The sequence below is a fragment of the Providencia sp. PROV197 genome, from assembly GCF_028479625.1.
Classification (GTDB): Bacteria; Pseudomonadota; Gammaproteobacteria; order Enterobacterales; family Enterobacteriaceae; genus Providencia; species Providencia vermicola.
Map to the genome: position 1 here is coordinate 20,588 of NZ_JAMPNZ010000011.1, position 19,820 is coordinate 40,407.

General features: G+C 45.3%; 19 protein-coding genes. 3 read left to right on the forward strand and 16 right to left on the reverse strand.

The genetic code is table 11. The annotated features are described in order from the left end of the window. The first annotated feature begins 9 nt into the window (after nt 1–9). On the forward strand, nt 10–1,533 hold the full coding sequence (locus tag PR808_RS05595; RefSeq protein WP_206085107.1) for a DHA2 family efflux MFS transporter permease subunit: 1,524 nt from the start codon (nt 10–12) through the stop codon (nt 1,531–1,533). A gap of 44 nt (nt 1,534–1,577) precedes the next feature. On the opposite strand, the gene paaY is transcribed toward PR808_RS05595, so the two are convergent. The 13 genes from paaY to paaA form a co-directional block, all read right to left on the reverse strand. Then, nucleotides 1,578–2,171 carry a phenylacetic acid degradation protein PaaY gene (gene paaY, locus PR808_RS05600; protein WP_206085106.1) on the reverse strand — a complete coding sequence of 198 codons (594 nt, stop codon included), beginning with the start codon at nt 2,169–2,171 and terminating at the stop codon, nt 1,578–1,580. Nucleotides 2,172–2,192: 21 nt separating this feature from the next. Further along, entirely contained in the window at nt 2,193–3,131 is a 939-nt protein-coding gene (gene paaX, locus PR808_RS05605; RefSeq protein ID WP_272538903.1) for a phenylacetic acid degradation operon negative regulatory protein PaaX, read from the reverse strand. 150 nt (nt 3,132–3,281) lie between these two features. Next, nucleotides 3,282–4,592, reverse strand: a complete 1,311-nt coding sequence (gene paaK / locus PR808_RS05610) for a phenylacetate--CoA ligase PaaK (RefSeq protein WP_206085099.1) — start codon at nt 4,590–4,592, stop codon at nt 3,282–3,284. A 114-nt stretch (nt 4,593–4,706) separates the two neighbouring features. After that, complete coding sequence (pcaF, locus tag PR808_RS05615) at nt 4,707–5,909, reverse strand: 3-oxoadipyl-CoA thiolase (protein ID WP_206085092.1); 1,203 nt, start codon at nt 5,907–5,909, stop codon at nt 4,707–4,709. Beyond that, complete coding sequence (paaI, locus tag PR808_RS05620; protein ID WP_206085090.1) at nt 5,902–6,345, reverse strand: hydroxyphenylacetyl-CoA thioesterase PaaI; 444 nt, start codon at nt 6,343–6,345, stop codon at nt 5,902–5,904. Before paaI ends, pcaF begins: the two co-directional genes overlap by 8 nt. Beyond that, nucleotides 6,342–7,892, reverse strand: coding sequence for a 3-hydroxyacyl-CoA dehydrogenase (locus PR808_RS05625; protein ID WP_272538904.1), 1,551 nt, complete (start codon nt 7,890–7,892; stop codon nt 6,342–6,344). Before PR808_RS05625 ends, paaI begins: the two co-directional genes overlap by 4 nt. Nucleotides 7,893–7,894: 2 nt before the next feature. Continuing rightward, the gene (paaG, locus tag PR808_RS05630) at nt 7,895–8,689 is read right to left on the reverse strand and encodes a 2-(1,2-epoxy-1,2-dihydrophenyl)acetyl-CoA isomerase PaaG (RefSeq protein ID WP_206085086.1); all 795 of its coding nucleotides are present in this window, start codon (nt 8,687–8,689) and stop codon (nt 7,895–7,897) included. Between the two features lie 2 nt (nt 8,690–8,691). Then, nucleotides 8,692–9,465 (reverse strand): 2,3-dehydroadipyl-CoA hydratase PaaF, encoded by a 774-nt coding sequence (gene paaF / locus PR808_RS05635; RefSeq protein WP_206085082.1) that lies wholly within the window; start codon nt 9,463–9,465, stop codon nt 8,692–8,694. Nucleotides 9,466–9,473: 8 nt separating this feature from the next. Beyond that, nucleotides 9,474–10,532 (reverse strand): 1,2-phenylacetyl-CoA epoxidase subunit PaaE, encoded by a 1,059-nt coding sequence (gene paaE, locus PR808_RS05640; protein ID WP_206085080.1) that lies wholly within the window; start codon nt 10,530–10,532, stop codon nt 9,474–9,476. Nucleotides 10,533–10,542: 10 nt separating this feature from the next. After that, nucleotides 10,543–11,052 carry a 1,2-phenylacetyl-CoA epoxidase subunit PaaD gene (gene paaD / locus PR808_RS05645; protein WP_206085071.1) on the reverse strand — a complete coding sequence of 170 codons (510 nt, stop codon included), beginning with the start codon at nt 11,050–11,052 and terminating at the stop codon, nt 10,543–10,545. A 4-nt stretch (nt 11,053–11,056) separates the two neighbouring features. Next, entirely contained in the window at nt 11,057–11,815 is a 759-nt protein-coding gene (paaC, locus tag PR808_RS05650; protein ID WP_272538905.1) for a 1,2-phenylacetyl-CoA epoxidase subunit PaaC, read from the reverse strand. Between the two features lie 10 nt (nt 11,816–11,825). After that, nucleotides 11,826–12,113: a 1,2-phenylacetyl-CoA epoxidase subunit PaaB gene (gene paaB, locus PR808_RS05655; protein WP_225820082.1), complete on the reverse strand. Its 288-nt coding sequence runs from the start codon at nt 12,111–12,113 to the stop codon at nt 11,826–11,828. A 33-nt stretch (nt 12,114–12,146) separates the two neighbouring features. After that, complete coding sequence (gene paaA, locus PR808_RS05660) at nt 12,147–13,085, reverse strand: 1,2-phenylacetyl-CoA epoxidase subunit PaaA (protein ID WP_206085054.1); 939 nt, start codon at nt 13,083–13,085, stop codon at nt 12,147–12,149. A 322-nt stretch (nt 13,086–13,407) separates the two neighbouring features. Here paaA and paaZ point away from each other — a divergent pair, with 322 nt between their 5' ends. Together paaZ and PR808_RS05670 are read left to right on the forward strand one after the other, a co-directional pair. After that, nucleotides 13,408–15,471 carry a phenylacetic acid degradation bifunctional protein PaaZ gene (gene paaZ / locus PR808_RS05665; protein WP_272538906.1) on the forward strand — a complete coding sequence of 688 codons (2,064 nt, stop codon included), beginning with the start codon at nt 13,408–13,410 and terminating at the stop codon, nt 15,469–15,471. Nucleotides 15,472–15,519: 48 nt separating this feature from the next. Next, nucleotides 15,520–16,329 (forward strand): class I SAM-dependent methyltransferase, encoded by an 810-nt coding sequence (locus PR808_RS05670; protein ID WP_272516279.1) that lies wholly within the window; start codon nt 15,520–15,522, stop codon nt 16,327–16,329. A gap of 4 nt (nt 16,330–16,333) precedes the next feature. Here PR808_RS05670 and PR808_RS05675 read toward each other — a convergent pair whose 3' ends face one another. From PR808_RS05675 to proP, 3 genes are read right to left on the reverse strand one after another with little or no spacing between them, the layout of a single operon-like run. Further along, a complete protein-coding gene (locus tag PR808_RS05675; protein ID WP_272538907.1) occupies nt 16,334–16,645 on the reverse strand; it encodes a monooxygenase in 312 nt (103 codons plus the stop codon). A gap of 60 nt (nt 16,646–16,705) precedes the next feature. Continuing rightward, nucleotides 16,706–18,145: a deoxyribodipyrimidine photo-lyase gene (gene phrB, locus PR808_RS05680; RefSeq protein ID WP_206085041.1), complete on the reverse strand. Its 1,440-nt coding sequence runs from the start codon at nt 18,143–18,145 to the stop codon at nt 16,706–16,708. Between the two features lie 17 nt (nt 18,146–18,162). Continuing rightward, on the reverse strand, nt 18,163–19,665 hold the full coding sequence (gene proP / locus PR808_RS05685; protein ID WP_206085039.1) for a glycine betaine/L-proline transporter ProP: 1,503 nt from the start codon (nt 19,663–19,665) through the stop codon (nt 18,163–18,165). Between the last annotated feature and the right edge of the window lie 155 nt (nt 19,666–19,820).

Consider the following 19,820-nt stretch of genomic DNA (forward strand, 5'->3'; position numbering starts at 1 on the left):
GGAGTGATTGTGGCAGATATCCAACCCCTAAAAGGTGCGAAGCTAGTTTGGGCTACCATTGCATTATCTCTTGCGACTTTTATGCAAGTGCTCGACTCCACCATCGCAAACGTCGCTATCCCGACAATTGCGGGTAACCTTGGTGTTTCCGTCTCGCAAGGGACATGGGTGATTACCTCGTTTGGGGTGTCGAACGCCATTTCGATTGCTATTTCGGGGTATCTTGCTAAGCGTTTTGGTGAAATTCGCGTTTTCTTATGGGCGACGGCACTTTTTACTTTATTTTCATTACTTTGTGGCTTCTCGGATAGCCTTGGAATGTTGATTTTATATCGCGTTTTACAAGGTGCTGTTGCAGGGCCTGTTATTCCTTTATCCCAAAGTTTGATTATGCGGTGTTACCCACCGAAAATGCAGAATATGGCATTGGCTTTTTGGTCGATGACCATCATTTTAGCACCTGTATTTGGCCCCATTTTTGGTGGTTATATTAGTGATAACTTCCATTGGGGTTGGATATTCTTTATGAACGTACCTCTCGGCATTTTCGTCATTATCGTGGGTTCGATTATCCTTAAAGGAATGGAATCGACGGTGGTCAAAGTGCCGTTCAATGTCATTGGCCTGGCGTTATTATCCGTGGGGGTTGGTTGTTTACAAGTACTACTGGATAAAGGGAAAGAGCTGGGGTGGTTAGCTTCAAATGAGATTGTGGTTTTAGCCGTTGTTTCTGCTATCGCTTTAGTGTTCCTCGTGATTTGGGAACTAACGGATAAAAACCCGATTGTCGAGCTGTCTTTGTTTAAATCGCGCAATTTTACTATTGGCACTATTTCGGTCAGTTTGGCCTATATGGCGTATTTTGGTGCGATAGTGTTATTACCTCAATTGCTGCAAGAGGTGTATGGTTATACCGCAACGTGGGCGGGGCTTGCACTTGCGCCGATTGGCTTGTTACCTGTTTTATTTTCAGCGCCAGTGGCAAAATTATCCGACTTTTTGGATATCCGCTGGATAGTGACCTTTAGTTTTGTTTTTTATGCCATTTGTTTCTTCTGGCGAGCGTATACCTTTGAGCCGAGCATGGGGTTCTCCGCGGTAGTTTGGCCGCAACTGGTGCAGGGCATGGCGGTTGCTTGTTTCTTTATGCCATTGACAACATTGACCTTATCGGGACTTCCCCCTGAAAAACTAGCATCGGCTTCCAGTTTGGCAAACTTTTTCCGAACGCTCGCTGGCTCAATTGGTACATCAATCACGACCACGATGTGGAGCGACCGTGAGTCTGTGCATCATAGCCAACTCACTGAGTTTATTACGGATTATAATCCTGAATCTTTAGCAATGTACCAAGGCATGGCTGCTCATGGCTTAAGCACAGAGCAAACTTCAGGTTTTATTGCACAGCAAATTACTAGCCAAGGGTTAATCATCGCGGCGAATGAAATTTTCTGGCTATGTGGTTGGGTATTTATTGTGCTGATCATTACCGTTTGGTTTGCTAAACCGCCATTTGGTAATAATGCGAAGTAATAGTCAATGATTGGGAAGCGCTGTTGTGGGGCTTCCCAATCATTTTATAGCTGAGATTTTGGGATAATATTATCAAACTGAAGTACAGGGCGGTTGGCCTCTATTTCGGTTAATGGCTCAATTTCTTTTAATGTATTTAAACAGCGAGTAACGAGGTTCTGGTAGTCTTTGGTACCGTTACTTTTCCACTCAATTTCCTTTTCTGATAGTGTTCGTAACACTTTTGCTGGGGTACCCACGATTAGGCTATTTTGTGCAAATATGGCCTCCGCTTTAACAAATGCACATGCGCCAACAATCGAATTTTCCCCAATCACCGCACCATCCATAATCACGCTATTCATCCCAACTAAAGCATTACGTTTGATATGGCAGCCATGCAAGATAGCCCCGTGTCCGATATGCCCATCTTCTTCAATAATGGTGTCGAACTGTGGGAACCCATGCATCACGCAATTATCTTGCACGTTAGCCCCATCTTTAATAATTAACCGCCCAAAATCGCCCCGTAAGCTGGCATTAGGGCCAATATAAACATTTTTACCAATTACGACATCACCAATAACGACCGCAGTGGGGTGGACAAAACTATCTGGACTAACAACAGGCGTGATACCATCGATTTGATAAAAAGGCATAAGGGCTCCTTAACGGTTAATTTAGGCGGCGATTTCCCTCAGTACCCCACCAAAACGCCGATAATAGGCACTGGAAGGTTGAGGAAGCTCACCCACTGTCGTTTCGCTATTTTCTGAAACATATTGCGTTGCAGCTTGGTCGATACGTTGATAAATATTGGTGCACAAATGACGCGCAATATGCCCTTCCCATTGAGGCGGTAAAAGTTCGTCAGGCAATAGCGGGTCTTTGAGCGTGACGCGACGATAAAAGTGAATTAAAAGCAGCCGTAACTGAAAACAATGCTCAGGGCTGATGTGTGTTCCTGCATTATCCTTGAGTAACAAGGCCAATGGCCTGAATAAGGAAATAAATTGGTGATAATGCTCTGAAATATCTTGCAAAGACCATGCCTGAGACACGAGGTCTTTCAGGTTTTTTTCTGAGCGGCTATAGGGGTAGTCTGCATGAAAATAAATGGCTTGCTCAGTCGCATTGAGCTCATTTAATAACGCTGGTACATCACTTTGTGCACAACTTGGTGCTGCCATTAAGGATGTATTAAACTGCCCGAATCCTAGCCAGCTAAGCTCTTTTTTTAATCGAACTTTTTCTTCTTTATCTGCCGCTTCTAATAACAATAAGTCCCACTTTCCATCCCAATCAGGTTGCTCTGCGAGGTAAATTTTTTGCTCTGCCCGCCGAAACCGACTTTGCCCACGGGCTGAGATTCGGTAGTAGCTGCGTCGGCCAATTTTTTCGACATCTAACCACCCCTCTTTTTGTAAGCGGAAAACAGAGGTACGCACAAAGCGGTCAGTAAACCCCATGGGTTCTAATAATTTAGTTAGGCTACCTAACCAAACCTCGCCTCCTCGGTGATGTAGTGCATCACCGTATAAGGAACTAATGAGCGACGTACCACTAATGGGCTGACTGGCGATAGCATGTTGAATAAATTGGTCGAGCTTGGTATTCATTTATGTTTCATCCATAAATTTTTTGTATCAGAATTCTTCCTGAATAGTAGACATAAAAGTGAATATTGTCTCGTATCGTTTTTTATTAAAGCGTGTTGCATTAGGATGGCATATTAGGTAACCCATTCTTAATATGCCTTAATTCGTTGATTAAATTGCAATTCGGGTATCAATGACCCGCTCGGCTTTACCTTGTGAACGTGGAATATCACCACAATTCACGATACTGATCCGCGTGCTGATCCCAACCATGGATTTGATACGGTGTTTTAAATGATGGCAGATATTACAGCGCTCATCGTAAGTGAGTTGCTCTGGGTGTTTGAGCTCAACGCGGACTGATAAGTTATCCATATTGCCTTGGCGACCGATTTCGAGCTGATAGTGCGGTGAGAGTTCTTTGAACTGCATAATTTGTTCTTCAATTTGAGAAGGGAACACATTTACGCCGCGAATGATCATCATGTCATCAGAACGACCCGTGATTTTGCCAATTCGACGCATGTTGCGATTGACGCCCTTCATTAGGTGGGTTAAATCCCGCGTACGATAACGAATTACAGGCATTGCCTCTTTTGTCAGAGTAGTAAACACTAACTCACCATGTTCACCATCCCCTAATGTTTTGAGGGTTTCGGGGGAAATAATTTCAGGGTAAAAGTGGTCTTCCCAGATAGTTGGGCCGCTAGAACCTGAGTCAGCACACTCCATAGCAACACCAGGCCCCATCACCTCTGATAATCCGTAGATATCTAATGCTTTGATACCAAGGCGAGTTTCGATTTCAGTGCGTAGAGATTCTGTCCAAGGCTCAGCACCGAATACGCCTAATCTAAGTGAGCACTTACTAGCATCACCACCCATGATTTTCTCAAGTTCATCAATAATACTTAGGCAATAGGATGGCGTCACCATAATGACATCAGGCTTAAAATCGGCAATTAATTGTGCTTGTTTTTCTGTTTGCCCACCTGACATTGGAATAACGGCGGCACCAAGGCGCTCAGCACCGTAATGCGCCCCTAAGCCACCTGTAAACAAGCCATAACCATAAGCTACATGGACTTTATCGCCACGTACTGTCCCCGCAGAGCGTAAACTGCGTGCAATCAAATCCGCCCAATTATCAATATCACGTTGTGTGTAGCCGACAACGGTTGGACGCCCAGTGGTACCTGAAGAGGCATGAATACGAATGATTTGATCCATAGGGACGGCGAAGGTACTGAATGGGTAGTTTTCCCGTAAATCCTGCTTAGTGGTATAGGGGAATTTTTCGATATCACTTAATTGTTTAAAATCATCAGGGTGTACACCCGCGTCATCAAACTTTTTACGGTACATTGGTACATTTTCATAGGCGTGAGTGAGTGTCCACTTCATTCGAGAATACTGTAATGACTCGATTTCATCACGTGAGGCAAATTCAATTGGGTCGATGCTATTTTGTATCATGCTCATAATTGCCATTCCTCATAATTATTATGTTAACCAGTTTTCGTTGATGACGTTGCTGGTTTTCGCCTGAGCAGGTGTCGGATTTCAGGCGGTTATTATTGATATGAATGCGTTTTTTCAGACTCGTTCGATAATCATGGCGATGCCTTGCCCTACGCCAATACACATGGTACATAGGGCGTAGCGACCTTGTTTGCGATGAAGTTCATTCATCGCGGCAATGGCGAGTCTTGCACCGCTCATCCCTAATGGGTGACCTAAGGAAATCGCGCCACCATTGGGGTTTACGTGCGAAGCGTCATCGGGTAAACCTAACCCCCTCAATACGGCGAGAGCTTGTGCTGCAAAGGCTTCATTTAGCTCAATAACATCCATTTGGTCGATAGTTAAACCCGCCATTTTCAATACTTTTTGTGAGGCAGGGAGCGGGCCAATCCCCATCAATCGAGGCTCAACACCACAAGTAGCAGTGGCAACAATACGGGCGCGTGGGGTTAAACCTTGCTGTTTCGCAATTGTTTTGGATGCAATAATTAGCGCAGCGGCGCCATCATTTACGCCAGAGGCGTTTCCTGCAGTGACAGTGCCATTTTCACGAAACGGTGTTTTCAGCTTTTGCAGTTGCTCAAAGGTGGTTTCTGCACGAGGATGTTCATCTTCAGTGACCACGATTTCATTTTTGCGTTGTTTAATGGTGACAGGGACAATTTCTTGCGCAAATATACCGTTAACTTTAGCCCGTTCAGTGCGCTGCTGGCTGCGTAGTGCAAATGCATCTTGGTCTGCACGGTTGATCTGGTAGGTTTCTGCCACATTTTCAGCCGTTTCAGGCATGGAATCAGTACCGCATTGTTGTTCCATTAATGGGTTGATGAACCGCCAACCGATTGTAGTATCAAAGACTTGGGCTTGGCGTGAGAAAGCAGATTCTTGTTTCCCCATAACAAACGGTGCGCGGCTCATTGACTCAACGCCCCCTGCAATCATTAACCCTGATTCACCTGCTTTAATACTTCTCGCGGCAAGCGCGATTGCATCTAGCCCAGAACCGCATAAGCGGTTAATAGTTGTGCCTGAAACCGAAATGGGCAAGCCAGACAGCAAACCCGCCATGCGAGCCACGTTACGGTTGTCTTCACCCGCTTGGTTTGCGCAACCTAAAATAATGTCATCAGTCAGTGACCAATCTAACTGCGGGTTCCTTGCCATTAATGCTTTTAAGGGTAAAGTCGCGAGATCGTCAGGACGCAGGGAAGAAAGAGCACCACCATAACGGCCTATCGGAGTACGCACACCATCACAAATATACGCATCAATCATGGCAAGCCTCCTCTAAGCGGTGCCCTAAACGATGAGAGCGCCCTTGGAATAAGGCAAGTGTTTTGCCATCTTGGTTAGTTATTTCGACGTCATAGAGCCCGTTACGTTTACCTTGATATTTCACTTTTGCGGTGGCAGTGAGTAAATCCCCTTCAAAGCCTGGACGGATGAAATCAATGGAACACATAGACGCAACAGCAGCATACCCTTGGCTATTACAGGCGTAGGCAAATGCGGTATCGGCAAGGCTAAAGAGTTGCCCACCATGGCAGGTCTTATGGCCATTAAGCATATTTGCAGTGATTGGCATTTTTAATTGCGCAAAGCCATCTTCGACTTTCTCAATCGACATACCCATTGCCTTTGCACATGCATCATCACGATACATAATATGAGCGGATTGTTGAGCAGTCGTGATATTCGGCACAGAAATCATAGCAACTCCTTGAAAGATAAAGACTGATAACCTGCAGCTAACTGCCTAAGTAATGGGTTGGGACGATAACGGCTATCCCCATAAAACTGCGCAAGTTGCTCAAGTACCGATAACATACGCGGCCAACCGAGTTGAGCTCCCCAAGTTAATGGGCCTTTGGGATAATTCACCCCAAAGCGCATGGCATTATCGGTATCTTGTACAGTAGCAACCCCTTTATTCACGACATCGAGTGCTTCATTACATAACATCGCAACCGTTCTCATCGTTAACAGCGCAGGGTAATCAGGTAGTACAATCACGTTTTTCCCAAGAGACTGAAAAAAGGCGATCGCGTGTTGGTTTTGTTGCGTATTGTTTTGCGTTGCGCAGGTGAGCGTGATGGCGCTTGCGGAAAGATAATTTGCCGATAAATCAAATAAAACCACCGCCTGCCCTGATCGCTGTGCATGAAATGATGCCAATTCACCATTTGTTAACATAATCATAACGTCATTAACAAGGAGGGTGGGAGATTGATTTGGCTGTTGTGCTAATCCTTCGAGTGAGATCCCATTTTCAGATAAAAGCTGCGCAAACTCAGGAAATATCTGCCAATCGCCACCAACTTTTACAGTTTGGGGGTGGTTAAGATGAACTTTTGCGGCAAATGACGCAGTGGGTTGTGGTTTATTATCATCATAATGATAGAAACCTTGTTTTGATTTTCGACCAAAATGCCCTGCTTGCACTAATTCCAATTGCATTAATGAGGTTTGAAAGCGTGGGTCATAACCGAAGGCCTGAAATACGGATTCAGTCACAGCATAGTTGACGTCATGGCCAATGAGATCAGTGAGTTGCAATGGCCCCATTGCAAAGCCTCCTGCATCCCGCAGCACACTATCTAACGTGGCTGGGGAGCCCACTTGCTCTTCGAGGGCGCGTAAGGTCTCTGCATAAAAAGGCCTTGCTACGCGATTGACAATAAACCCAGGTGTTGAGCGGCAAATAACGGGTACCTTACCCCATGAGAGAGTCAATGCTTTCAATTGTTCAATAACTTCAGGTGATGTTTCTAGGCCACGAATCACCTCAACCAATTTCATCACGGGAGCTGGGTTAAAAAAGTGTAAGCCAGCAAGCCGTTCAGGGTATTTCAATTGGCAACCAATCGCTGTAATCGACAATGACGATGTGTTACTCGCAAATATTGTTGATTTATGACAAATGCCTTCAAGTTCACCGAAGATAGACTGTTTTATTGCTAATTTTTCTGCAACAGCTTCTATGACAAGTTGGGCACTAGACAACTCAGACAAGTGTTGAGCGACATGAATGTTAGTGATCAGTGTTTCTATCGTTTTTGACTCAGCCTTTCCTTGTTCCACACGTTTACGTAAGCGTTGCGTCATCGTGTCTAATGAACGGGTTAATACATCTTGGTTAATATCAAACAGTAAAACGGTAAGCCCTGCGGTGGCAGCTACCTGCGCAATACCAATACCCATAGTGCCAGCGCCGATAACCGCAATTGTCGTGATGGTAGAAGTTGTAGGGAGTGTCATGGTTATCGCCCCTTAAACTGCGGTTCGCGTTTGTTTAAAAAAGCACTTACCCCTTCGCGGTAATCTTCGCTACGTCCACCTAAACGCTGCAAATCGCGCTCAAGGTCTAGTTGTTCATCTAGGGTATTGGTTGCTGCGCAGTAAATGGCTTTTTTGATTAGGCCGAGACCGTAGGTAGGTTGTGTCGCAAGGTGTTGAGCTAGTTGCTGAACAGTGTCTGTGAGTGCTTCATTTTCAGTAACTTGCCAAATCATTCCCCATTGCAATGCTTGCTCTGCGCTGATTTTGTCCCCCAATAATGCCATGCCCATCGCTCTGGCGTGCCCAGCTAGCTGGGGCAAAAACCAGCTTCCCCCTGAATCGGGAACTAAACCCAGGCGGCAAAATGACTGAATAAAACTGGCACTTTTGGCGGCGATAACAATATCTCCAGCTAATGCGATAGCTGCACCAGCGCCTGCCGCGACACCATTGACTGCGCAAATAATGGGTTTTGGTAAGGCCGTAAGACGGCGGATCAGTGGGTTATAATAGGTTTCTACAGAAAAACCGAGATCAGGCGCTTCGCTACCGACGTTGACATTACGATCGTTGAGATCTTGACCTGCACAAAAACCACGGCCAGCCCCTGTGATCACTAAGCAACGCACCGTGTCGTCACGTTCTGCAATTTTGATGGCATCACTCAACTGACGATGCATTTCATCATTGAAACTATTGAGCCTATCAGGGCGGTTTAAGGTTACCGTAAGAACCCCATTTTCCAGTGCGGTGAGGATCATCGCTTCGTTTGTCATGGTTATTGTCCTGTAAACTGAGGTGGGCGTTTTTCAAAGAAGGCTGCGATCCCTTCTTGCCGATCTTGCGTGCCTGCTAAGGCCACAAAATATTGGCGCTCTAGTTTTAGTCCCTCAGTAAGGTGGTTATCTTGGGCGTGGACTAAGGCTGCCTTTGCCGCACGCACGGCTAAAGGCGCATGCTCTGTAATGCGTTGTGCAAGTCGTTGAGCACGTTCGACCACTAAATCGTCAACGCAAATTTCACTGATTAAGCCCACTTGGAGTGCGTGTTTGGCACTAATCGGTTCCCCTGTCAGCACCATTTGCATCGCTAAAGATTTGCCTACAGCGCGGATCAAACGCTGTGTACCGCCCGCTCCAGGCATTAAACCGAGGGTAATTTCGGGTAACCCAAAACGGGCGGATTCCCCTGCAATCACCATGTCACTGGCGAGTAGTAGCTCGAAGCCTGCCCCGAGTGCATACCCATTGGTGGCAGCGATAATTGGCTTTGATATCATGGATAAACGACGCCATACTTGAGGGCGTTTATCCGTTATCGCGTTAGCGACAGTTTGCTGTTGTAGCTCTTTAAGATCCGCGCCAGCAGCGAAGAAACGCGGGTTGCCAGCGATGACTATCGCACCGATTTCCTCATTGTTATCAGCGGATTCAAGATGTTGTACCAGCAACTCAAGGCATTGGGTGCTAAGCGCGTTACGCACTTCGGGGCGATTCAACGTTAGAGTAAGAACACGCTGATTTTGCTGAGATAAAATCCAGGGGTTTTTCATTGCGCTTCCTATACGTCAAAGTCTAAAACAACGCCATCACCCTTTGGCCAGGCTTGGCAACTCAGGATGTAACCATCGGCAATCTGGTCTGGTTCAAGACTGTAATTGACGCCCATTTCCACTTCTCCTGAACGCAATTTGCATTTACAGGTTGCACACACGCCCCCTTTACAGGCATATGGCAGGTCAGCGCCTTGGCGTAATGCCGCATCCAAAATGCTGTCATCTTGACTGTCCATGCTGATATTCAAAGTGCGACCATCAAGGTGAATACTGACTTGGCGAGTTTCATTGGACTTGGCGGCAGTGGGTTTAAATTTTGCTCCTGATGTGTTGAAACGCTCAGTGTGTACGAATTCTTTTGGTATGCCGTAACTCACGAGGGTGTCATGCACCTCATCCATCATACTTTCAGGGCCGCAGATAAACGCGTGGTCAAATTGTTTAAAATTTAATAGTGTGTTACCTAATGCCAAAAGCTGTTGCTGGCTAATACGCCCGCTAAGGAGTTCACTGTCTTGAAGCTCTTGGCTAAACAGATAAAGCACTTGGAAACGCTCAGCAAAGCGGTTTTTTAAGTCTGAAATACTCTCTTTAAACATCACAGAACGGCTATTACGATTACCATAAATCAACACAAAATGGCTTTTAAGCTCTGTTTGCAATGTGGCTTTAATGATTGAAAGCAGTGGGGTGATCCCAGAGCCCGCAGCAACGGCAAGGTAGTGTGCATGGGTATGCGTTTCAGGCTGGTAGCCAAACTGCCCTTGTGGGATCATTACATCGAGACTATCGCCGACATTCAGTTGTTGGTTGATAAAATTAGAAAAGCGTCCTTCATAAATGGCTTTTACGCCAATTTTTAGTGTCTCTTCGTCAGGTGAACTACAAATGGAGTAGCAGCGGCGCAAATTTTCACCATTAATTAAGGCTTTTAAGGTGAGATGCTGCCCTGGACGGTAACGATATTGTTCGCGTAAGGCATCAGGAATATCGAACGTCACCGCAACGGCGTCAGGGGTGTCGCGCTCAATGGCAGCAATACTTAAACGATGAAATACAGTCATATGAGTGCCCCTAAATACATTTAAAGTAATCAAATGGCTCTAAGCATTCGGCGCACTTATACAATGCTTTGCATGCGGTTGAACCGAATTCGCTAATTTTTTCAGTCTGTTCGCTATCACAGCGTGGACAACGAATGGCTCCCTTGTGCTCAGGGTGCTCGCAAGAAGTGCCTTGTGGCGGCGCAATACCAAATTCACGTAAGCGCCTTTTGGCATCTTGGCTCATCCAATCGGTGGTCCAAGCAGGAGCTAACATGACTTCAATATCAACCTGTTCAAAACCCGCATTGCCCAAAACCGTTTTAATTTCATTGATTAAAAATTCGGTTGCAGGGCAACCCGAATAGGTCGGTGTAAAAATGACTTTCCAACCCTGGTTATCTGGAAGCACTTTGCGGATCATGCCAAGATCAGTAATAGAGAGTGCAGGCAGCTCAGGATCGGAAATTTGGTGCAGCTGTTGCCAGATCTGATGAACTTGGGGTGATTGAAGCTCGTTGAATTGCAGTCTCTGTTCCATAGCATCACCACTGGCTATTTGGGTAAGTGCGTTGCATAAATTGCAATTGCGTTAACAGCAGGCCGAGATGTTCAGTATGGCTGCCTTGCTTACCCCCTAAACGATAAGCGTCTTTCTCAGGTACGCTAAGCGTGGCTTCATCAAAGGTTTCATTGATGGTGTTTAACCATGTGTCTTTCAAAGAACGAGGATCAACGGCAAAACCCGCTTCGCTGAGGGCAATTTCAATGTTATCTGCGTGAAAAAGTTCACCAGTAAAGCGCCATAATGCATTAACAGAATCTTGCATTCGTCGATGACTTTCCTCTGTACCATCCCCTAAACGGATCATCCAATTACGGCTAAAGCGCAGGTGGTAAATTGCCTCTTTGAGGGATTTTTCTGCAATAGCCGAAAGTTGTTCATCGCGGCTATGGATCAGGGCTTGGTAGAGTGGAACGTGATAAGCGTCCATAAAAAATTGGCGTACCAGTGTGTCATCAAAGCCGTTATTTGGCTGTTCAGCGAGTAATAGATTGCTGAATTCTCGTTCATCACGTAAAAAGGCCAGCTTATCTTCATCATAATCGGTGCCTTTTAGCTGGGCGGCGTAGCTTAAAAAATTGCGTGCTTGCCCCAGTAAATCCAGGCCAATATTAGAGAGTGCGAGATCAATTTCGATTTCAGGTGCATGCCCACACCACTCACACAGACGTTGTGCAAGAATTAATGGCGAGTCACCGAGCCGTAATGCGTAATGATGGAGCTGTTCTTGATGATTCATGAGGTGCTCCTTACATGTTTTTAATGCCATCAGGGATGGTGTAAAAAGTTGGATGGCGGTAAACCTTGGTGTCCGCAGGGTCAAAGAATGTGCTTTTATCTTCAGGCTGCGATGCAATTAAATGGGCAGCTTTGACGACCCAAATCGAGCAACCTTCGCTGCGTCTAGTGTAGGCATCACGGGCGTTTTCTAGCGCCATTTGGTCGTCTGCGGCATGTAAGCTTCCGACATGGCGGTGAGCCAAACCTTGTTTACTGCGAATAAAAACTTCATATAAAGGCCAATCTTGGTTATTCATGGTATTTTCCTTTTCTGAGCATTGGTCAGTAAACTACGCTGCGGATTTTATGGACTTTTGTTTGCGACTATGTGCCATGGCACCTTCGCGTACCCATGCTCCGTCTTCCCAGCCTTTACGCTTTGCACCCAGGCGCTCATGGTTACAAATGCCGTTACCTTTAATCACTTGGTAAAACTCTGCCCAATCAATTTCCCCGAAGCGGTAGTGACCCAGCTCGTCATCCCACATGAGATCAGGATCAGGAATGGTCATACCGAGTGCTTCGACTTGGGGCACAGTGTTATCGATAAATTTTTGACGGAGTTCGTCATTACTAAAGCGTTTGATTTTCCACGCCATACTTTGTGCACTGTGCGGAGAATCGGAGTCATTCGGGCCAAACATGGTGAGAACAGGCCACCAGAAGCGATTTATTGCATCTTGTAACATCGCCTTTTGTGCTTCAGTGCCTTCTGCTAGGGCCATCACGGCTTCATAACCTTGGCGTTGGTGGAAACTTTCTTCTTTACAAATTTTCACCATTGCACGTGCATAAGGGCCGTAGGATGCACGGCATAGCGCGACTTGGTTCACAATCGCGGCTCCATCGACTAACCAGCCAACTACGCCTACATCAGCCCAACTCAACGTGGGGTAATTAAATATCGAGGAATACTTCATTTTTTCATCAAGCAGCTTTTGGTAGATATCTTGGCGAGAACAGCCAAGGGTTTCTGCTGCGCTGTATAGATAAAGGCCATGGCCAGCCTCATCTTGAATTTTGGCGAGTAAAATAGCTTTACGGCGCAGCGTCGGTGCGCGGGTGAGCCAATTGGCTTCCGGGAGCATTCCCACGACTTCGGAGTGGGCATGTTGGCCGATCTGGCGAATAAGGTTCTGCCGATAGGCATCGGGCATCCAGTCTTTGGGCTCGATGGAAATATCCGCTTCGATTTTGGCCTCGAAGTTAGCCTGATTTTTCTCGTTCATTGATTTTTCCATTAAGTGATTCGAAAAATATTTTTTAATTTAAAATAATGAATCATTTATATTTAACATTGATGCTAGGAATATTTAACATAAAGATCAATGTTCATTAACTTGATTCTGCGAGGTACTTCACAAGGTTTTATTGTAAATAGAATAAAATCAATAATATATATTCATTGTTTTTTGTATGGATTTGAGTGGGAACTTCGATTTATGCAAATTTGTTTTTAATTTGTTAAATTTAAATTAGCATCTATGATTATTTTTATGATACATATTTAAATATTGGTTTTGTTTATTTCCTTTATTTCTGGAGTGAGATATGCAGCATTTAACAAGTTACATTATGGGGAAGTGGGTACAGGGTAATGGTAAAGAGCGGGCGATCTATCATGCACTTACTAATCAGGCTTTATACGCGGTGACAACCGAGGGGCTTCCTTTATCTGACAGTCTGGCCTATGGGCGAGAAGTTGGAGGGGAGGCGCTATCTGCTATGTCATTCCAGCAACGGGGGCAGATGCTTAAAGCGGTGGCCAAGTATTTGTTGGAGCATAAGGCGGAACTCTATGCGATTTCAGCGCAAACAGGGGCAACAAAAGCAGATAGCTGGGTGGATATTGAAGGGGGTATTGGGACGTTATTTGCCTATTCAGGTTTGGCAAGTAGAGAGCTCCCCGATGACACCATTTGGCCTGAAGGTGACACGGTTCCTTTGTCTAAGCAGGGGCAATTTATTGGCCATCATATTTTGACCTCTCGCCGTGGCGTGGCGCTGCATATCAATGCTTTTAATTTTCCTTGTTGGGGAATGCTAGAGAAACTGGCACCTACATGGCTAGCGGGTATGCCTGCCATTATCAAGCCTGCGACAGCATCGGCTCAAGTCACCCAAGCGATGGTCAAGCTGATGGTCGACAGTGGTTTGGTACCTGCGGGGGCTATTCAGCTGATTTGTGGTGGCGTCGGGGATATGTTTGATCACCTTGATTTTGAGGATGTCGTCACGTTCACAGGGTCAGCCTCCACAGGGCAAAAACTTAAATCCCATCCGCGTATCATAGAAAAATCAGTGCCTTTCACCATGGAAGCCGACTCACTGAACTGTGCGATCTTAGGGAATGATGTGCAGCCAGAACAGCCTGAATTTGCATTGTTTATTAAAGAAGTGACCGGTGAAATGACCGCAAAGGCAGGGCAAAAATGCACGGCCATTCGTCGTATTATTGTACCGAAAAATCAGTTAGACAATGTTAAACAAGCACTGCTTAAACGGTTATCGGCGACGACAGTTGGTGACCCCGCAGTTGATGGGGTACGCATGGGGGCGTTGATTAATTTAGAACAGCGCCAAGATGTGCAGACGAAAGTGGATTATCTACGAAACAATGGCTGTGAAGTACTCTGTGGTGGGCAGTTTGAACAATTAGCGGTCATCGGTGCTGATAGCCAAAACGGTGCCTTTTATCCACCGACATTATTGTACTGCGCAGAGCCATTTAAATCTTCGGCCGTCCATGAAACTGAAGCATTTGGCCCTGTTGCGACGTTAATGAGTTATGAAAGCCTTGAACAAGCGGTGCAACTTGCCATTCTCGGGGGCGGTAGCTTGGCGGGCACATTAGTGACAGCGGATGCACAGGTCGCTCAATCAGTGATCCGAGCAAGTGCACGCGCACATGGACGCATGTTGGTATTAAATGAGGCATCGTCGGCAGAATCAACAGGACACGGCTCACCACTACCTCTACTAGTGCATGGTGGGCCTGGGCGTGCAGGTGGCGGTGAAGAACTGGGTGGATTGAGAGCGGTGAAGCATTATATGCAGCGCACAGCCATTCAGGGGAGCCCATCGATGTTAACCGCGATTAGCCAGCAGTGGATCCGTGGTGCGGAGATGGTAACTGATGTTGTTCATCCATTTCGAAAACATTTTGAAGACTTAGTGATAGGCGATACGTTGCTCACAGCAAGGCGTACGGTGACGGAGGCCGATATTGCTAATTTTGCTTGCCTCAGTGGTGATAATTTCTATGTGCACGTGGATAAAATCGGGGCGGCACAATCACTGTTTGGTGAACGTATTGCCCATGGGTATTTTGTGGTTTCAGCCGCAGCAGGTCTGTTTGTTGATGCAGGCGTTGGGCCAGTTATCGCAAATTATGGCATGGAAAATTTGCGTTTTATCGAACCCGTAAAAATTGGCGATACGATACAAGTTCGTCTAACGTGCAAGAAAAAGATAAAAAAACCACAGAAATTAGCCGAAGATAAACCAAATGGTGTTGTTGAATGGGATGTGCAAGTCTTTAACCAAGACGATACAGCCGTGGCACTTTATAGCATTTTGACGCTGGTGGAACGCCGTCATGGGGATTTTCATTAACCATGATTGTGATGAAACGGTTACAAACAAATAGGTGCTTTTTCAATCATTTTCTGTTGTGATGGGAAATCGCTAACAAAATGTCAGGAAACAGAAATGAAAACGCACCATCAAGCGGTTTATCAGCAATTTGATGAGCAAGCCAACGCCTATTTAACCAGTCAAGTTCATGCGCAAGGTGAAGATTTACTCGCCTTGCAGAGGTTGCTACAGGGTTGCCAAGCTGAGGATGTCCTTGACCTTGGCTGTGGTGCAGGGCATGCGAGTTTTTATACCGCGCCATGGGTTAAATCTGTCACAGCATATGATCTGTCCGACTCGATGCTGAGTGTTGTGGCGAAAAACGCGCAAGAGCGCCAATTAACCAATATCGCGACCTGCAAAGGCACAGCTGAACAACTGCCGTTTGCAGATAATCATTTTGATCGGGTGATTAGCCGCTATTCTGCACACCATTGGCATGATGTTGAAAAAGCGCTGCGTGAAGTCCGCCGTGTATTAAAAGTGGGTGGAAAAGGCATTTTTATTGATGTGGTTTCACCAGGTCACCCATTGTTGGACATTTATCTGCAAACCGTTGAAGTTTTAAGGGATACATCGCATATTCGCGATTATTCCGCAGGGGAATGGGCAGGGATGTTCAACAATGCAGGGCTATTTGTTAGTGGTGTTCAAAGTTTCCGTTTGCCCCTTGAATTTACCAGTTGGGTTGAACGGATGCGAACGCCACAACCTTTAGTTGAGGCAATTCGCCAATTTCAAAACACGCTCAGTGATGAAGTGAAACACCATTTTGCATTACAAGCAGATGGCTCATTTACCTCTGATGTGATGCTATTTGAATTTCATCGCCAATAAGTGCTTATTTTGCGATAAACTGCGCTTGGTTAAGTTGGCTGAGTGCGGTGTTCACGGCAAAAATTTCCCCTCGGACATCAGGCACACCAAAGGCTTTTAAACGCGCACTGTGTTTGGTTAAATATGCGTTTGCCTCTTGCTCAGAAGCAAACAAGTAAACTCCACCTGCCATTTGAGTTTGTTGGTTTTCAGTCCAAATCTTCCAGATAAAACCAGGTTCTTGGTTGATTGACTGAGCTAAATCATTCATTGCCGCCGTCATTTCTTCGCCCCATGGGCCTTGGTATGGGAAGTCTACCTGTAAAATTACGCTCATCGATTGCATCTCCTTATCATTAGGCTTGCATAATAACCCTTAACACAAATAATAACTTTGCTATTTATCGTATTTAAGACTATTGCGTTTACCTGCTTCAAACGCATCCAGTGTGTTTAAACGCGCCTGTTTGTGATCAACGATAGGTTTCGGATAATCAATGGCTATATTGTTTTCTTCTGCCCATTCATGGGGGGTATGGATATATTTATCAGGGACGCCATTTAATTCAGGGAGCCAATAGCGGATAAACGTGCCCTGAGCATCAAACTTTTTCCCTTGTGTGGTCGGGTTGAAAATACGAAACCAAGGGGAGGCATCCACACCTGTAGAGGCTGACCATTGCCAGCCGCCGTTATTCGCCGCTAAACTCCCATCAATCAGCTGGGTCATAAAGTATTTTTCCCCTTCCCGCCAATCAATGAGTAAATCTTTGACTAAGAAACTCGCCACAATCATTCGTAACCGATTATGCATCCAGCCTGTGGTATTCAGCTGCCGCATGGCTGCATCAACAATTGGGTAGCCCGTTTGTCCGATTTTCCATGCCTCAAAATCGGTAGGTGAATCATTCCAATGAATATATTGTGTCCAATGAATAAAGGGCTGGTGGCGGCACAGGCGAGGAAATGCCACTAAAAGGTGGGTATAAAATTCACGCCAAATTAATTCATTTAACCAAGTGAATGCGCCGCTATCAGGGTAGTCAAGAAATTGTGGGTTTTCAGCTTGCAAACGATTGATGCACTGGCGAGGGGATAACACTCCAATCGCGAGGTATGGCGATAGCTGGCTAGTGCCATTAATGGAGGGGAAATCTCTATCATGTTGGTAATCTGTAACTTTTTTAGCGCAAAACTGCCTGAGCTGCTTTAAGGCAGCTTGTTCACCTGCAGGGAAAGATTGCGCGATGTTTTGATCCTCATGAGGAAATAGCGGCAGGATTGTTTTAATCTCTAACGGCTTTGAGCGCTGAGCAGGGGCACGTAAGGAACGGTAGTCTGTGACAGTGAGTTGGGTTAGAAAAGCACGGCGAAATGGGGTATAAACTTGGTACATCTCACCTTTTTGATTTGTTACTGCGCCAGGTGGGAGCAACAGCGCATCATCAAAAGTATGGACATGCATTGGTGATGCGTGTTCTATCAACCACTCATCACGTTTCTTTTCATTCCATTCATACTGCCGATTGAAAAACAAGGCATCCGCCTGCTGTTCTTTGGCGTAATTTAGTACCCATTTAGCGGCATCTACAAAATTATCCACAGTATGGCAAATGAGTGGGATACCTAACTCAGCAAGGGAATGTTGTAATTCGACAAGGTTTTGATGAATAAAGGCGATTTGCCGTACAGAGACATCATGCTGTTTCCACTGTTCGGGTGTGGCGGTATAGAGGGCGATGACATTGGCCTGCGGGTCAGCGCAGGCCGAGGAAAGGGCTTTATTATCTGTGACGCGTAAATCATGACGAAACCAGATAAGATGCTTGGCTGCCACCGCTTTCCTCCTAGGCGTTAATCTAATTTAGGATGCTGGTTAATTAACGACTGGCGTTTTTTCTCAAGTTCAGCAATTTGTTGGTCAATATCTTCAACTTTTTGCTCAATATTGTCAAAATGTTCACTCAAGATTTCTTTCGCCTCGGCTTTATCCGACGCCGCTGGTGTTGCACCCCGCAACGGTTTATTGGCTGTTTCTGGCATGCGAATACCTGTGTATAAGCCAATCAATGCAATCACCATCAAGTAATAGGCTGGCATGTATAAATCTGTGGTTGATTCGACTAACCAAGCTGCAACAGTTGGGGTAGCACCTGCAATTAATACTGAGATATTAAAGGCAATGGCTAAGGCACTGTAACGAATATGCGTTGGGAAAATCGCGGGTAAAATTGATGCCATGACTCCAGTAAAACAGTTTAGCAATATCGCAAGGATCAGTAATCCTACAAAAATTAACCCAACTGAGCCGCTGTTAATTAGCATAAAAGCAGGGTAAGCCAATAGCACTAAACCTACGCTACCGATAATAACAAATGGGCGACGGCCAATTTTATCACTGGTTAAGCCAATCACGGGTTGAACAAATAGCATCCCAATCATAATGGCGATAATTATTAGCACACCATGGTCAGTTGAATAATTTAGGTTATGTGATAAATAACTTGGCATGTAAGTCAGCAACATGTAATACGTGACATTAGTTGCAATCACTAAGCCAACACAAATTAATAAGCTTTTCCAATGCTTCGATGCCACTTCGCGTACTGAAACTTTGGGTGGATTTTGAATATTGGCTTTGTCTTGTTTTTCCAGTGACTCAACGTGCTGTTGGAAAGCGGGCGTTTCTTCAAGGGAATGGCGAAGATATAATCCAATGATCCCTAAAGGTAAGGCTAAGAAGAACGGAATTCTCCAGCCCCAATCATGGAAGTTTGCCTCTCCAACGATACTGGAAATTAGCACGACTACACCTGCACCTAGCACGAAACCTGCGATAGAACCAAAGTCTAACCAACTGCCCATAAAGCCACGCTTACGGTCAGGTGAATATTCGGCAACAAAAATTGCAGCCCCTGAATATTCCCCACCGACAGAGAAGCCCTGTGCTAATTTAGCAATTAATAACAAGATTGGTGCCCAAATACCGATGCTTTCATATGATGGGATCAAACCAATACAGAACGTACTTATCGCCATAATGATAATGGTCATCGACAACACTTTTTGTCGACCATACTTATCACCTAAGATACCAAATACCACTCCCCCTAATGGCCTAACTAAGAAGGGCACGGAGAATGTCGCTAGTGCAGCAATCATCTGGACGCTCGGTGATGCGTCTGGAAAGAAAACTTGACCTAATACGTAAGCTAAGAAGCCATATACACCAAAGTCAAACCATTCCATCGCATTACCCAGTGAAGCAGCGGTAATTGCTTTTTTTAATTTACCATCATCAATGATTGTAATGTCATTAATATTTAATGGTTTTTCTTTTTTCTTCTTGAATTTCATGAAACCATCCTCTTATTTGAATTTCAACAACGAGATAAATCACATTTAAGGTGTGGGTTTTCATACTTAAACAACGTGTAAAGTCCTATCATTTATAATAGTCGCTGTATGAATTTTTGTTCAGTTTTTAAAATTTAAAATTGAGCTAGATAATG

Bases quoted from the DNA above. Each gene is read 5' to 3' on its own strand.
- paaI (WP_206085090.1), bottom strand. From the start codon at position 6,345: ATGATTTCTGTGCCGAATATCACGACTGCTCAACAATCCGCTCATATT.
- paaE (WP_206085080.1), bottom strand. From the start codon at position 10,532: ATGACTGTATTTCATCGTTTAAGTATTGCTGCCATTGAGCGCGACACC.
- paaB (WP_225820082.1), bottom strand. From the start codon at position 12,113: ATGAATAACCAAGATTGGCCTTTATATGAAGTTTTTATTCGCAGTAAA.
- PR808_RS05625 (WP_272538904.1), bottom strand. From the start codon at position 7,892: ATGACACTCCCTACAACTTCTACCATCACGACAATTGCGGTTATCGGC.
- paaG (WP_206085086.1), bottom strand. From the start codon at position 8,689: ATGACAAACGAAGCGATGATCCTCACCGCACTGGAAAATGGGGTTCTT.
- paaC (WP_272538905.1), bottom strand. From the start codon at position 11,815: ATGAATCATCAAGAACAGCTCCATCATTACGCATTACGGCTCGGTGAC.
- paaD (WP_206085071.1), bottom strand. From the start codon at position 11,052: ATGGAACAGAGACTGCAATTCAACGAGCTTCAATCACCCCAAGTTCAT.
- paaF (WP_206085082.1), bottom strand. From the start codon at position 9,465: ATGAAAAACCCCTGGATTTTATCTCAGCAAAATCAGCGTGTTCTTACT.
- PR808_RS05675 (WP_272538907.1), bottom strand. From the start codon at position 16,645: ATGAGCGTAATTTTACAGGTAGACTTCCCATACCAAGGCCCATGGGGC.
- pcaF (WP_206085092.1), bottom strand. From the start codon at position 5,909: ATGATTGATGCGTATATTTGTGATGGTGTGCGTACTCCGATAGGCCGT.
- proP (WP_206085039.1), bottom strand. From the start codon at position 19,665: ATGAAATTCAAGAAGAAAAAAGAAAAACCATTAAATATTAATGACATT.
- paaX (WP_272538903.1), bottom strand. From the start codon at position 3,131: ATGAATACCAAGCTCGACCAATTTATTCAACATGCTATCGCCAGTCAG.
- paaK (WP_206085099.1), bottom strand. From the start codon at position 4,592: ATGAGCATGATACAAAATAGCATCGACCCAATTGAATTTGCCTCACGT.
- paaY (WP_206085106.1), bottom strand. From the start codon at position 2,171: ATGCCTTTTTATCAAATCGATGGTATCACGCCTGTTGTTAGTCCAGAT.
- paaA (WP_206085054.1), bottom strand. From the start codon at position 13,085: ATGAACGAGAAAAATCAGGCTAACTTCGAGGCCAAAATCGAAGCGGAT.
- paaZ (WP_272538906.1), top strand. From the start codon at position 13,408: ATGCAGCATTTAACAAGTTACATTATGGGGAAGTGGGTACAGGGTAAT.